General features: G+C 60.4%; 11 protein-coding genes. 3 read left to right on the top strand and 8 right to left on the bottom strand.

Features of this window, described 5'->3' with window-relative positions:
* The first annotated feature begins 45 nt into the window (after window positions 1-45).
* Window positions 46-1266, top strand: a complete 1221-nt coding sequence (locus ABD937_RS16795) for a GAF domain-containing protein (protein ID WP_345256948.1) — start codon at window positions 46-48, stop codon at window positions 1264-1266.
* 71 nt (window positions 1267-1337) lie between these two features.
* On the opposite strand, the gene ABD937_RS16790 is transcribed toward ABD937_RS16795, so the two are convergent.
* From ABD937_RS16790 to ABD937_RS16765, 6 genes are all read right to left on the bottom strand, one after another.
* Window positions 1338-1928, bottom strand: a complete 591-nt coding sequence (locus tag ABD937_RS16790; RefSeq protein ID WP_345256947.1) for a hypothetical protein — start codon at window positions 1926-1928, stop codon at window positions 1338-1340.
* A gap of 383 nt (window positions 1929-2311) precedes the next feature.
* On the bottom strand, window positions 2312-4261 hold the full coding sequence (locus tag ABD937_RS16785) for a protein-disulfide reductase DsbD family protein (protein ID WP_345256946.1): 1950 nt from the start codon (window positions 4259-4261) through the stop codon (window positions 2312-2314).
* A gap of 124 nt (window positions 4262-4385) precedes the next feature.
* Window positions 4386-4838, bottom strand: coding sequence for a protein-disulfide reductase DsbD domain-containing protein (locus tag ABD937_RS16780; RefSeq protein WP_345256945.1), 453 nt, complete (start codon window positions 4836-4838; stop codon window positions 4386-4388).
* A gap of 148 nt (window positions 4839-4986) precedes the next feature.
* Window positions 4987-5661 (bottom strand): phosphoribosylformylglycinamidine synthase subunit PurQ, encoded by a 675-nt coding sequence (gene purQ / locus ABD937_RS16775; RefSeq protein WP_345256944.1) that lies wholly within the window; start codon window positions 5659-5661, stop codon window positions 4987-4989.
* A gap of 181 nt (window positions 5662-5842) precedes the next feature.
* The gene (locus tag ABD937_RS16770; protein WP_345256942.1) at window positions 5843-6826 is read right to left on the bottom strand and encodes a DUF6427 family protein; all 984 of its coding nucleotides are present in this window, start codon (window positions 6824-6826) and stop codon (window positions 5843-5845) included.
* Window positions 6827-6835: 9 nt separating this feature from the next.
* Window positions 6836-8356 carry a hypothetical protein gene (locus ABD937_RS16765; protein ID WP_345256941.1) on the bottom strand — a complete coding sequence of 507 codons (1521 nt, stop codon included), beginning with the start codon at window positions 8354-8356 and terminating at the stop codon, window positions 6836-6838.
* Between the two features lie 161 nt (window positions 8357-8517).
* Here ABD937_RS16765 and ABD937_RS16760 point away from each other — a divergent pair, with 161 nt between their 5' ends.
* Window positions 8518-10563, top strand: coding sequence for a KUP/HAK/KT family potassium transporter (locus tag ABD937_RS16760; RefSeq protein ID WP_345256940.1), 2046 nt, complete (start codon window positions 8518-8520; stop codon window positions 10561-10563).
* Window positions 10564-10934: 371 nt separating this feature from the next.
* Here ABD937_RS16760 and ABD937_RS16755 read toward each other — a convergent pair whose 3' ends face one another.
* Both ABD937_RS16755 and ABD937_RS16750 read right to left on the bottom strand, forming a co-directional pair.
* Window positions 10935-11849, bottom strand: coding sequence for a S66 peptidase family protein (locus ABD937_RS16755; RefSeq protein WP_345256939.1), 915 nt, complete (start codon window positions 11847-11849; stop codon window positions 10935-10937).
* Entirely contained in the window at window positions 11846-12877 is a 1032-nt protein-coding gene (locus ABD937_RS16750) for a S66 peptidase family protein (protein WP_345256938.1), read from the bottom strand. The genes ABD937_RS16755 and ABD937_RS16750 overlap by 4 nt, the downstream gene beginning before the upstream one ends.
* Window positions 12878-13559: 682 nt before the next feature.
* On the opposite strand from ABD937_RS16750, the gene ABD937_RS16745 reads away from it, so the two are divergent.
* Window positions 13560-14321, top strand: a complete 762-nt coding sequence (locus ABD937_RS16745) for a hypothetical protein (protein WP_345256937.1) — start codon at window positions 13560-13562, stop codon at window positions 14319-14321.
* Window positions 14322-14443: the final 122 nt, after the last annotated feature.

Below are 14443 nucleotides of genomic sequence, written 5' to 3'. Positions count from 1 at the left end.
ATAAGAGCAAATACCTGAATATTGAAATGAAGTAACTTTCCGGAAATGACTGTCTCACCAAAAGAACAGGAACGGATCGACGCACTCAGGCGCCTTGACCTGCTGGACTCCGGCGCAGAAGCCGAGTTCAACGACCTGGTTACGCTCGCCTCCGACCTTTGCCGCGCGCCCATCTCCCTGCTGACGCTGATCGACGAAGACCGGCAGTGGTTCAAGGCCGCTGTGGGCATGGACCTCACCGAAACCGAGCGCTCCGTGGCGTTTTGCGACAAGGCCCTGCTGCAAGACGATATCTTCGTAGTGGCCGATGCGGCCAGCGATGCGCGCTTTGCCGCGAATCCTTACGTCACCGGCGAGCCCAATATCCGCTTTTATGCCGGGGCCCTCATCCACTCCCCCGACGGGCACAAGCTCGGAACACTGTGCATCATCGATACGCAGCCCCGCGAACTCAGCTGGAAGGAAGCCTCCATCCTGGGAAAGCTGGCGCGCCAGGCCACGAACCTCATCCAGCTGCGCGAGCAACGCCGCCAGACCGAGCGCCTCACCCGGCAGGTAGCGCTCCTGGAGTCGGAAGCAAGAACCCGCTCCGGCCACTGGAGCCGCCTCGCCCACCTCTCCCACCTGCAGAACGAGAACCTCGCCTCTTTCTTCGACAACGGGATGGACGCGCTCGTGAGCGGACGCTTTACCAAGAAGGAGCTGATGGAAATCGGCGCCCGCGCCCGCGAGCACCGGGCCCAGGTGAGCCGGTTCAACGAAGCACTCTCCTTCCTGGATGCCGTGCGCAGCGGCCGCACGGGGCCGGCGGAGCCGGTGCGGATCCCCGCCCTGATGGGCGAGCTGTTCGAGGAGCTGGCCCCCCTGGTGCGGGCCAGCGGCAACCAGGTAAGCCCGTTCATTCCGGCCGACCTCACCCTGCACGAAGACCCGGCACTCGTCCGGTTCATTTTGTGTACCCTCCTCGGCGCCCTGCTGGGCGCTGCCTCCCGCACTCCCATCAGCTTCGCCGCGCAGCCCCGCAACGGCGGTGTGGAGTTTCTCGTAAACCTGCCGGAGCAGAACCTGGTGGATGCACTGCAGCGCTTTTTGCCCGACACCCTCACCCTCGGCCTCGAGCACCTCAGCGGCAAGCCTTTCCCGGTAGAGCTTGCCCTCGTTAAGGACCTCATCTTTGCCCGGGGCGGACATAAAGAAGTACGCAGGCTCGGCAACCGGGGTACCACCATCGAAGTGTTCCTCCCCTCCGCCCAACAGCATTCCTGAAGCGGCCGGCCCGAAAAAAACAAAAGGCTTCACCTGCGTGAAGCCTTTTTCTCATTGCCTAACAAAGAATATTAGTTGTCGAAGCCACCGAGGCAACCCATGCCCTGGAACCAGAGGGGGCCGCAGCCGGTGCGGGCACCGCTCTTGTAGAAGCCTACAGCGCCGTTGTCTACGCCATAGTCAGCCTTTACTACCAGGCGGCAGTAGGTCTTGGTCGATCCGCTGGTGCTTACATTGAATTTCAGGACGGGGGTAACCACGCAGTTCTGGCTCGGGTCCACAGCGAGGGTGGGCTGGAAGGAGTTGTAGCTGATGCCGTTGTAGCTGGTGGAGGCGCTCACGATGTCGGCGAAGTTGACGCAGGAGCCGAGGGTCATGTTCCAGTGGCTCAGGTTCTGGATCGTGCCGTTATTGCCATTGCCCGGGTTGGTGTTGCGGATGCTCCAGGTCCAGGTCCAGGTGCCGTTACCATTGTCCACCTTGCTTTCGAGCGCTACAGCGTAAGCGCTTACGTTCTGCCAGGTACCGGAGGTCTGGTCGAAGATGGCGCGGCTCTGGGGAGCGTCAGCGGCAGCTTCCTGATTACGGATGTCGGTTTTGGCGCAGCTGGTCATGAGGAAAGCAGCGGAGAGGGCGAGGGTCAGGAGACGGACGATTTTCATTTTGTTTGGTTTTTTGCGTTGAAGCAGTTTTTAAAAGGCGGCTTTCCGTATTGGACTGCGAAACTAGGTAAATCCACTTAAGTACGTAAAAGGTTTTCTTTTAGATTTCTTACGTGTATTCTTTTTTTCGAAGTGCTGGTCTTTTAAAGAACTTGGGTGATTGCGTTTGACCAGTCAAAAGTAATAGGGCCAGGCAGGGATTCCTTTAACATTCCGACAGTAAGGGTTTTTTCATAGACGAACGCGGCAATTCTAAGGGTAAACCTTAGCGCCCCTGCAGTCGAACGCGGTTAATTACCCGGTCAAGGCAGCTTTTTCCGGGTCGGCACCCATAAGAAACGCAGGTCCGGGGACCTGCGTTTCTGATCGACTTAGAAAAACCCTTACCGTGGCCCGGCCGATCGGTAGGCGTTCAGGCCGCAGTCGAGCCAGTCGCGGAAGTCGGCCGCGTCCTCGGTATAGGTCTTCGGACGGGTGAGCGCCTTCTCGTCGGGCGACAGGATTGCGTACTGGGGTTGCGACACGGCGAAAAAGTTCTCCGACTGGAACGTGGCCCACTTGTCGCCTACCGTAATGATGTCGCGCAGGTCGCCACGCCTCGACTTGTATTGCTGTTGCTCATTGGCCGGGAGCTTGCTCCGGTCGTCGACGTACAGCGAAACCACGACAAAGCTGTCTTTCATATACCCGGACACGCGCTCGTCGGTCCATACCCGCTCCTCCATCTTCCGGCAGTTGACGCAGGCCTTGCCGGTAAAGTCGATCAGCACCGGCTTCCCTTCGGCCCGCGCCCGGCGGAGCGCGCCCTCATAGTCGTTGTGCAGGGGCTTGACGGCGTCGGCGAGCGCTGCGTGCGGCTTATAGACACTGTACGTAAGCGGCGGCGGGAACCCGCTGATCAGCGTGAGGCCGGCCGACCGCACGTTGAACAGCCCGGGGATCATATACAGCGTGGTGGCTGCGAAGATCAATACGAAGAACCCCCGCACGGCCCCCATCTTCGGACGCGGACCTTTACGGAGGGCTCCCAGCAGGTAGGCTACCGTGCAGATCCCGATCACGATCCACAGGCCGAGGAACACTTCCCGCGGCAGTATGCCCCAGTCTTTCACGAGGTCGGCATTGGAAAGGAACTTGATGGCCATGGCGAGCTCGATAAAGCCGAAGACCACCTTGAGCTCGGTCATCCAGCCGCCGCTGCGCGGCATCGACTGCAGCCAGCCCGGGAAGAGGGCGAAGAGCACGAAGGGCAGCCCGAGCCCGAGGCCGAAGCCCGCCATACCGGCGGTGAGCTGCCAGGCCGCGTTGGACCCGCTGAGCGACCCGGCGATGAGCGCGCCCAGGATGCCGGAGGTGCAGGAGAAGGAAACGATGGTAAGCGTGAGCGCCATGAAGAAGATGCCCCAGATATCGCCCGCGCCCGACTTCGAATCCACCTTGTTGGCGAGGCCGCTCGGCAGCGTGATCTCGAACACCCCGAAGAAGGAAATGGCGAAGATCACGAACACGAGGAAGAAGGCTAGGTTGAGCGGCACGTTGGTGGAGATGTTGTTGAGCACCTCCGGCCGCAGCTGGAACAGGTGGAAGGGCAGGCTCAGCGCGGTATAGATGGCGAAGATCGAAAAGCCGTAGAAGAAGGCGTTGCGCACCCCGCGGCGGCGCGTCGGCGCCCGCTTCGTGAAGAAGGAAACGGTGAGCGGGATCAGCGGGAAGATGCAGGGAAAAAGCAGGGCCAGCAGTCCGGCTCCAAGGCCGATGAAGAAGATGCTCCAGATACTCTGGTCTTCGGTGCTCTCGTCGCCGCAGGGGGCCACCGGGTTCCGGATATCGATTGCCGGTCGCAGGATGGTTGCATCGGAAGTTTTGGAGACCCCACCCTCCAGTGCCACCGAGAACGGCAGGGCCGTACCGGGGTAGAGCTCCTCCCCTTTTCCATAGGTATATAATAAGGTGCCCTTGAGGAATGCCGGCGCCGGGCTTCCGAAGGTGACCGGCACGGTCCAGGTGGCGGGGCCACGCTGCAGGCCAACGGTGAGGCCTTCGAAGATGGCGCTTTTGGTGGGGGCCACGCCGCTGCCGGCCGACCAGCTGCCGACCCGGATGCTGGAGTCGTTGAGCTTCAGCTCGGTGGTGAGCACTCCCAAGAGGTCCTGCCCCGCGGCATAAAGCTCCCAGCCGGACGCGCCGGCCGTTTTGAACTGCAGCTCGTAGGCACCCTCGCCGGTGCGGCGGGCGCTTACCTCCCAGCGGAACACGGCGGAATCCTGTGCGGCGAGTGAGCAGACGGTGAAAAAGAGCGAAAGGCTGAGGAGCAGTCGGCGGACGGTGGCCATATGGTGGTTTTACAAAAAACGGATCCAACCGGATCCGTTCGCAAAGCAAGGATAAAAACGTGAGGCGCGAAGCGTGAAGCGTGAGCGGTGACGGTGCTCACGGTTCACGGCGCAGGGTTCACGATCAATTCAGCGCAATGGTGAACGGGACCGACTTCGGCGGGAGGCATTTCTCGTCGTTGCAGGTCTGGTATTCCAACGTGCCGGTGACGGCCGTTTTGGCCTTCGCCTTCAGCTTCACCACCTGCACGAAGTCGACGCGGTTGCTGTACTGGTTGGCGGAAACGTTGAGCACCTTATCGGTATACTTCTCCAGCTTGCCGCTTTCCTTCACCTTGCCTTCGAAGTTGAGCAGGGGGCTCTTGTTGAAAGCGAACGTGGTGGGCTGGGCGATGGCGTCGGCGGGCTGCTTCTGCGCGTAGAGGTGCCAGCCGCCCTGGATGGCGGCCGTGAGGTGCAGCTCGTAGGTCTTGTCGTCGATCTTCTTGCTCGAGAACGACCAGGATACGGGGCTTTGTGCCGCCGCACCAATGGCGAGGACCACCAGGAAAGAAAGGGTAGCGAAGATTTTTTTCATACGGGATGATTTCAGCTTCAAATTTCGGATGTCGCCTGCTTGCAGGATGTTAAAAAGGAAAGACGGTTTCCGGGCCTCAAGGGTTGTTTGGTGTTCGGTCTCCGTTCCGGGGTTGGCGCCTCCGGCCACCCAAACCCTCCAAAACCTTTTACACAAGCTCTCCCAGCGAAGCGAACAGCTCCGCGAAGATCTTGCGGCCGTCGGTGTTGCCGAGGGCGAAGGAGCAGGCGCGCTCGGGGTGCGGCATCATGCCGAACACGTTGCGGCCCTCGTTGCAGATACCGGCGATGTTACGGGCAGAGCCGTTGGGGTTGGCTTCGGGCGTCACGTTGCCTTCGGCGTCGCAATAGCGGAACAGCACCTGGCCGGCCGCCTCGAGACGGTCGAGGGTGGCCTCGTCGGCATAGTAGCGGCCCTCGCCGTGGGCGATCGGGATCTGGAACCTGTCGCCTTCGCTGTTCCGGATGTACAGGTTCTTGCAGATGTATTGCTGGTTGGTGTTGCGGAGCAGGGCGCCCGGCAGGAGGTGGCTCTCGCAGAGGATCTGGAAGCCGTTGCAGACGCCCAGGACCTTGCCGCCCTTCTGCGCGTGCTCCATAACGGCGCCCATGATGGGGCTGAAGCGGGCGATGGCGCCGGTGCGCAGGTAGTCGCCGTAGGAAAAGCCGCCCGGCAGCACGATGCAATCCTCGGGGCCGAAGGCCGAAAGGTCGCTGTCCTTGTGCCAGAGCATTACGCATTCCTGGCCGAGGTCGTGCACGAGCGCATCGTACATATCGCGATCACAATTGGAGCCCGGGAAAACAACAACGCCGAATTTCATAGAAGGGTGTTTGAGAGCGCAAAGATACGGCAGCCGCCAGGGGCGGGCGGCCTACGGAAAACACAATTTTCCCACAGGCGAGGACAACGGTTTAGGAGGTTTAGGAGGTTTAGGGGGTTTAGGGGGTTTAGGGGGTTGGCTGGCGCACGCAACCTTCTAAACCTCCTGAACCCCCTAAACCTTATTTCTTGATCATCCCGATCCCGTACTGCAACGCCAATATGTACAGCAGGATCACAAAGAACAGCAGCAGGGGCGACCAGCGGCGCGGCGGGTAGAGGTAGGCGCAGGCATGGAAGGCGGCAAGCGGCGGAGCCAGCAGCACCCAGCCGGTGTACTGGCCGGCGTTGTTGAAGAAGGGCATCCCGAAGGCCAGCAGCAGGTAAAAGAGGAGGAGGCTCCAGTTCTTGCGCGCCTGGATCAGCATTTTGCGCAGGTTCACCTGCACGTAATACGAGCCGAGCAGGAAGGGCGTCAGCAGCAGCACGATCGACGCCAACAGCGTATAGCTTGCCCGCCGGTCGATCACCGAGAAGTCGAGCACGGGCACGAGGGCCTTCCAGCTGAAGGCATCGGTCAGGAACAGGTACACGGCATAGAAATACGTGGGCGTGAGCACGCCGAGCAGCAGCATCAGCACCTCGTTGACGCGGAAGGGCCGCAGCACCATGAGGCAGATAAGGGCCAGCGCTACGAAGAAGAGCGAAGGCGAATAAAAAAAGGCAGCCAGGCCCGTGAGCAGCCCGATGTTGAAGATCCGTCCGTTGGCCTTCGTGGCGGCATACAGGTGCAGGCACAGGCTGAACGCCCCCAGGAGCAGCAGCGACGCGAGCAGGGGCGCCGACAAGAGGCTCCATTCGGGTACGAGCGACGTGATGAGCAGGAAGGAAAGCGCGGGCAGGAAGGTCTGCCGGGTCGTCATGCGGTATTCGTTCACCACGTGGTTGATCATCACCGCGCCTACAAACTGGGCCAAAAAGGCCAGGATCCCGGCGTAGAGCGGGGAGCCGGCCTGCAGCCAGGCAGCAAGGGAACGGAATAAGGGGCCGTCGGTGGCCGTGCGCACCAGGGCCGGATTGCTGAACAGCGGAAGCTTGAGCAGCAGCGCGGTGATGAACAGGATCGCGATCGTGCCGGGCGCCTTTTGTTTAAACAGGGCTAACACAGCGCAAGACTAGCCATTATACTCGATTTTAGCAAAGCAAATATTGTTGCGGTAATAGCACGGAACGATCATCTGGCGTGCGCTCACCTGCTTGCCGTAGCGCGGGAGGAAGTCGTAGTTGCGGTCTAGGTTCTTGAGCGTCGGGTTGCGCGCCATGGCCCCGTCGGGCTGCAGCACGTAGTCGTTGAGCAGGTTTACGCGCTTCTCGTCCATATTGAAGAGGAAGTGCAGCGCGCCGCCCGTGTTCATCACCTGGTAAGAAAGACCGTCGTCGGACTCGTCGTTGAACTGCGACTTGTGCACCACGTTGCTCCATTGCAGCTTGCCGGTGGGGTCGAAGGAAAGGATCGTGATATTGTCGGCATGGTAGCGCACGGCCTGGTTGGAGTTGAAGCGGTTGCGCCAGTACCAGGAGCTGTAGGGCGAATACGAGTAATAGTCGTACATGGAGTTGTAGGGCGAGCCATAGAGGTAGTCCCACCGGTTCCAGTTGTTGAGGCGCGAGGTGGTGTAATAGGCCTCCGAGCCGATGATGAAGCCGCCGTCCTTCTTCACCACGATGTTGCGGATGAAGTAGTCGTTGAACGCGTTCTTGGTGCCGGCGTCGCCGCGGGCCTCGCGGCGCAGCTCCTCGCCGAGCGGCAGGGCGTTCTGCAGGCGCACGGTGCGGCTTACCTTATCCCATACATAAAAGAAGAAGCCCTCGATGTTGCCGCGGCGCTGCTTGTAGTAGAAAGAGGTGAGGAAGATGCGCTTGTTGGGGTTGTCGGTCTTGATGTGGATCTCGTCGAGGAAGTTGGTGCCGAGCTCCACGTTCACCACCTCGAGCGTGTCGGCCGCGGCCGCCTTGTACAGCAGCGCCGCCTTCGACAGGTTGTCGTTGTTGACGCGGGTGTAGCGTACGAACACGAGGTCGCCGTCGTTGTCGAGGCGGAACTGGCCGAGGTGGTCGTCGCGCTCCGTCATGTCGATGGTCATGGTGCTGCGCTTCTGCAGGGCGAGGGCCTTGTTGAGCAGCATCGTGGTGAGCACGTAGCGCGACTTGTTGCGGGAGTTGATCTTGAAGACCATCAGCTGGTTCTTGTCGTCGGACGACACCACCGAGTAGATCTTGTTGCTCCCGTTGAAGCCGATATGGGTGGTATCGAGCGACAGCGGCTCGCCCTGCGCCTTGCCCATCCCGTCGATCTTCACGGCGGCGCAGTACACCACGTTCTTCTTCTGGTATTCGTAGATCACCCAGGAGAAGTCGGTGTAAGGGAAGAAGTCGATATTCAGCAGCCGGTCTTCGGGCAGGTAAGCCTGCGGCTCCTTGGCGATCTGCTTCATATCGTTGTCGAACACCGTCACGGTGCTGCGGTTGCGGTTGTTCTTATAGACTAGGAAGTTGCCCCCAACCTTGCCGATGACCTCGAAGGTGGTACGCCGGCTGTCGTCGCGGTCGGCCTCGGAATAAACGATCTTCTGGGCCCCGGCGCCCAGGGTCAGCAGGGTAGCAAGCAGAAATAGAAAGAAACGCGTCACGTGCATGAAAAGATTTTACGTTTTAAAATTAGGGCTTCCGCCCCTATGGAGACGCTAAAAAATGCCCCGGGGTGGCCCGGCCGGTGCGGCGCCCGTTTTTTAACGAGTGTATAACGCATTCCGCTACCTTTACCTACTTAAAGCGATCCGCTTAATCGTTCTGAACAATGCCTTCACACCATAACAGCAAGGCGACCCTTGGGGGTCTGCTCATCGCCCTGGGGATCATTTATGGCGACATCGGTACCTCCCCGCTTTACGTGCTCAACGCCATCACCTCCGGCCGCACCATCACCGAAGACCTGATCGTAGGCTCCCTCTCCCTCATCATCTGGACACTAACGCTGCAGACCACGATCAAGTATGTGATCCTGACCCTGCGGGCCGACAACCGGGGCGAAGGCGGCATCTTCTCGCTCTTCGCCCTCGTGCGGCGGCGCAAGCGCTGGCTCGTGGTCCCGGCCATGATCGGCGGCGCGGCGCTCCTGGCCGACGGCATGATCACCCCGCCGGTAACGGTCACCTCCGCCATCGAGGGGCTCAAGCAGGTGCCGGCCCTGCACAACATCAGCCAGTGGACCATCGTGTACATCGTGCTGGGCATCTTCTCGGTCCTCTTTTTCATCCAGCAGTTCGGCGCGGCCTTCATCGGCCGCTTCTTCGGACCGGTGATGACCGTCTGGTTCCTGATGCTCGCCACGTTCGGCATCTACCACCTGTTCGACGACGTCAGCATCGTGCGCGCCTTCAACCCCTGGTACGGCATCAGGCTGCTGATCGAGGAGCCCCGCGGCTTCTATATCCTCGGCGGCGTGTTCCTCTGCACCACCGGGGCCGAGGCCCTCTATTCCGACCTGGGCCATTGCGGCAAGTGGAACATCCGCTACTCCTGGATCTTCGTCAAGACTTGCCTCATCCTCAACTACCTCGGGCAGGGCGCCTGGCTCCTCGCCGGGCAGCACAAGGAAATCCTGCACCGCGCCGGCAAGGAAGTGGTGGTGAACGGGGAGGTACAATACGGCTGGGTCACCAACCTCGGCACCAAGGTGACGCCGGAGCTCATCGAATCGGGCTTCAACCCCTTCTACCAGCTGATGCCCGAGTGGTTCCTCTACTTCGGTATCACCATCGCCACGGCCGCGGCCATCATCGCCTCGCAGGCCCTCATCTCCGGCTCCTATACGCTCATCTCGGAGGCCATGCGCCTCAACCTCTGGCCGAAGCTCCAGATGAAGTACCCCACCGAAGAGCGCGGGCAGGTGTATATCGGCGGCGTCAACCTGATGCTGTTCATCGGCTGCGTGGGCATCGAGCTCTACTTCCGTAAAGCAGCGGCCATGGAAGCGGCCTACGGCCTCGCCATTACCCTCTGCATGATCGCCACCTCGATCCTCTTCGCCAACTTCCTCGTGCTCCGGCGCGTGAAGCCGGCCTTTATCTACCTCTACCTGGCGGTATACCTCACCATCGAGTTCGGCTTCCTGTTCGCCAATGCCGAGAAGTTCCCGCACGGCGGCTTCGTGGCCCTCATCGTGGGCGGCTTCCTGTTCTTCATCATGTTCGACTGGTTCAAGGCCCGCAAGATCAAGAACCGCTACATCGAATTCGTACGCCTCGACCACTACATCCCCAAGATCCAGGAGCTGAGCAACGACCGCACGGTACCCAAGTTCTCGACCCACCTCGTGTACCTCACCTCGGCCGACAACCCGCGCGAGATCGAGCATAAGATCGTGTACTCCATCCTCAACCGCAAGCCGAAGCGCGCCGACATCTACTGGTTCGTGCACGTGGATACGCTCGACGACCCCTATACGATGGAGTACAAGGTGGACCATATCATTCCCAACGACATCATCCGCGTCGAGTTCCGCCTCGGCTTCCGGGTGGAGCCGCGCATCAACCTCATGTTCCGCAAGGTGGTGGAAGACCTCGTGGCCAACCGGGAGGTGAACATCACGAGCCGCTACGAGAGCCTCGAGCGCAGCAAGGTAGTGGGCGACTTCCAGTTCATCGTGATGGAAAAATACCTGAGCCAGGACAACGAGCTGCCCATCTTCGAGCGCCTCATCATGAAGTTCCACTTCTGGCTCAAAGAGGCGAGCCTCTCCGAGGAGCGCGGCTTCGGCCTCGACGTGAGCAACGTAACGGTAGAAAAGTTCCCGCTGATTGTCGCCCCCGTCACCAATTTGAAACTTCGTCGCGTTGAGTAAATGGCACGCGGAATACGCAGAAAACGCGGAATACTTGTTTGGGCAGGTATTCCGCATTTTTTTTTGCAGGCTGGTGATACTGGTGCTACTATGCGTAGTCGCTTAAAGTCTGCGCCTTGTTGGCGGTGCAACATTTTTTAAAACGCGGAAAAGGCTTTGTAAACGAAGCCCCTTGAATAGGGCATCCCTGTAATGAGTGAGGACTTGTGAGCGCAGCTCACTTCCGCGTTTTATCCGGTACTCGCGGACATAGAGCATATTGCACTTTTAGCGGAGCGCAACACAAGCAGCCCTGACGAGATAAATGACAGATAAAACAAGAAAGGAAAGTATCCCTACGATTTCCGCGTTTTCCGCGTATTCACCGTGCCCTATTCGTCCTCTGTCAGTCTCACCTCTCCACGGTCCACATGCAGCTTATGCTCGACCCCGTGTTTCAGGGCAACGTTCTCCTTGCCGTGGCTGACGGGGAAGCCGAAGCAGACCGGGTACTCGTAGCCGCTCACATGGTCGGCGATGAGCTCGTAGACGTTCTTGCCAAAGGGTCGCTCGGTGTCTTTTATGTCGGTGAAGCCGCCTACCACGAGGCCTGCCAGGCGCTCGAGCTTGCCGCTGCGCTTCAGCTGCAGCATCATGCGGTCGACACTGTATAAATACTCCCCGATGTCTTCGAGGAACAGGATCGACTTCTTGGTCCGCAACTCCGACGGTGTGCCGAGGCTGTGCACCAGGAGGCTCAGGTTCCCGCCCACCAGCGGGCCTTCGGCCTGCCCGGGGCGGTTGAGCACATGCGGCTCGGCGCGGTAGTCGGCCGGCGTGCCTGCAAGGGCATCCCTGAGGGTATTCACGAAATGGCTGCCCGGGCCTTCCTCGTTGAAGGCTGCGGCCATGGGCGCGTGCAGCGAGGCGATGCCGTATTCTTCCCATATGTGGCTGTGGAGCACCGTCACATCGGAAAAGCCGATGAGCCATTTCGGATGTTTCTTGAAGGCCTTGAAGTGGAGGCGGTCGACGATGCGGCTGAGGCCGTAGCCGCCACGGGCAAAAAGGATGGCATCTACCGTGGGATCGTCGAGCAGGCGCTGCAGGTCCTGTGCGCGCTCGTCGTCGGTACCGGAGAAATACGTAGCGGAGTTGCTGTGGGTGGTGTCGCCGAGGCGCACGGTGTAGCCCCACTCCTGCAGGGTGTCGATGCAGGCGCTCATCTTCTCGAGGGCCATGAAGCCCGCAGGGGCGGTGATGCCGATGGTGCTGCCCGGCTGCAGGTATGGAGGGATCTTGCTCATGGTAGGTCAGTTAATCGGGTGCCGTCAGCGGCTACGGTCAGGTGGTGCGGCAACCCGCACTTCAGGGCGAAGTTAGCAGGCTGGTGGCCAACGGGGAAATCGAAGCAGATGGGGAAAGAATAATCTTTTGTCTTTTGGAGCACGATGTCGGGCACCGTACGGCCAAACTCTTCGCCGGCGTCGTCGGGCTTTACCTTCATCCCGCCCACGATGAGGCCCGCCAGGCCGGCGAGCTTCCCGCTGCGGCGCAGGTTCTCGAACATGCGGTCGATACTGTATAAGTATTCACCGGTGTCTTCCACAAAAAGGATCTTGCCCATAGTGCTGATGTCCGAGGGCGTGCCGGCAAGGTTCTCCAGGATCCGGAGATTACCCCCTACGAGCGGGCCTTCGGCGGTGCCGGCCCGGTGCTGCGGGTGCGCCGGCGCCTGCTGGTCCATCGGCGCTCCCTCGAGGGCGGCCTTGATGGAAAGAATGGTGGCGCGGCGTACCGGATCCGTATTTACCCAGTCGTCCGGGAAGGAGTTGCACATCTTGGAATGAAGCGTGGCCACCCCGCAATGCCGGTGAATATGGCTGTGCAGCACCGTGATGTCGGAAAACCCGATGACCCACTTGGGTGCCTTTTTGAAGCGCTCCCAGCGGAGGCCGTCCACGATGCGTACAGAGCCGTAGCCGCCACGGGCGCAGAGGATGGCGCTGACGGAAGGATCGTCGAGCAGGGCCTGCAGGTCGGCGCCGCGCTCGGCATCCGTGCCGCCGAAGGAGAAGTCTTTTTTACCGATGCTTTCCCCGATGCGGACCCGGTAGCCCCAGCTCTCCAGCAAGCTCGTGGCGGGCTTCAGGGCATCCAGGGTGATGGCGCCCGCGGGCGAGGTGATGGCGATGGTATCGCCCGGCTTTAACCAGGGCGGCCGCTTTACGGCCGGCTCCCGCGCTGCCTGTGGCCGAACGGCCGCACAGGCGGGCAGCAGGGCCCCGCCGGCGAGGGCAGCAACGGAAGAGAGGAAATGCTTGCGGCGCATCATGCCGACAAGATAGGCAAAGGGGCGATTCGTGAATGTTAAGGATGACGGCGGGGGGGAAGGTTCAGGAGGGTTTAGCCGGGTCCCGCCGCTTCGCTCCGAAGCTTCGGAGGGATGCCGGCCGGAGCGCCGGCATTCAGAAAGGTTGGGATGATCATGCGAGAACACATAACGCGAAGGCGCAAAGGAAAATTTGGGACGCAAAAGAATGAAAAGGGCGCTACGTACCCGACCAAAGCGGCCAGCTTACTGTATCGGTGTTGGTTCCGCCCTTCGTAGGCGGAGCATCCCGCCAGCGGGACATGCGCGGAGGCATCCCGACTCCGTTCATCATTCTTCATGGGTGGTGCTGCTCTGTTGCCGATCGGTTCATTTTTATCGTACGGATGGCTTTGTCGAAAAAAGAAAGGCACGTCTTGCTTTCAGAGAGGTTCCGCGCATGCTTCGCCCTGCGGGACGCTCCGCTTACAAAAACCAAGAGGACAGGCACTTGGAGGAAAGGGCCAACCAGACAATCCCTCTTTGTTCTCTTTGCTCCCTTCGCGTCCAGATAATCCTTTGCGCCTTGGCGATCCAAGGGGTTGCCGGCAGGAATTCATAAATGTGGTGCGCTGTCATTTAACAGAACTACAGGTTACCTGAGGCTTGCTTCTGCCGACTTTTGAAAAAGCACCCTCACCGTCCTATGAAAACACCGCGAACGAACTGCCTCTGCCTGCTCCTGCTGATCCTGCTGGCCCAGGCGTGCAGGAAACCGGTGTTGCCGGAGCAGGTACCGGTGCAGACCCACGACGCGGAACGCCCCGTGGGCCGCGCCGCGCGCGAGCTGCTCTCCGACAGCATATACACCTCGCTGACGCTCGAGGTACAATACATGACTGGCTATGCCCCCGACTCGGCCGCCCTCGGCAACCTGCGCAGCTTCCTGTTCCGCCACGTGCACAAGCCGGCCGGCATCCGCACCGTCATTACGGAGATCCCGCCGGCAAAAGACACGCTCAACAGCCTGGAGGAGGTGGCCGCCATTGAAAAGCAGTACCGCACCCGCTACAGCAAGGAGGGCGATGCCGTGGTCTACCTGCTGTATACCAACGGCGTCTTCATCGAGCCGGAGATGCTGGGTTATGCCTACCGTAGTAATTCGGCCGTTGTGTTCGGCAAGAACCTCCACGAGAACAGCAACACCCGGCGCAGGCCGGCGCGCACGGACCTCGAAACGAAGGTGCTCCAGCACGAGCTCGGCCACCTGATGGGCCTCGTGAACGTCGGTACCCCGCTGCAAAGCGAGCACAAGGATGCCGCGCACGGCAAGCATTGCAGCAACCGCAGGTGCCTCATGTACTACCTGATCGACACGGAGGAGTCGCCGACCTTCCTGCTGCAAAAGCCCCTTCCCAGGCTCTGCGCCGCCTGCCGCAGGGATCTCCGGGCGAACGGCGGCAAATAAGAGGAGATTTTAGGGGTTCTGAGGGTTCTGGGGGTTCTGGGAGTTGGTTCAGTCGCTCCCAACCCTTAAAACCCATAAAACCTCCAAAACCTCTAAAACCCTGTTCCATTACCCCATCAGCA

The organism is Flaviaestuariibacter amylovorans, from assembly GCF_039541815.1.
In the GTDB taxonomy this organism is placed as follows: domain Bacteria; phylum Bacteroidota; class Bacteroidia; order Chitinophagales; family Chitinophagaceae; genus Flavisolibacter; species Flavisolibacter amylovorans.
This window is presented reverse-complemented; position numbering and strand designations above follow the sequence as displayed.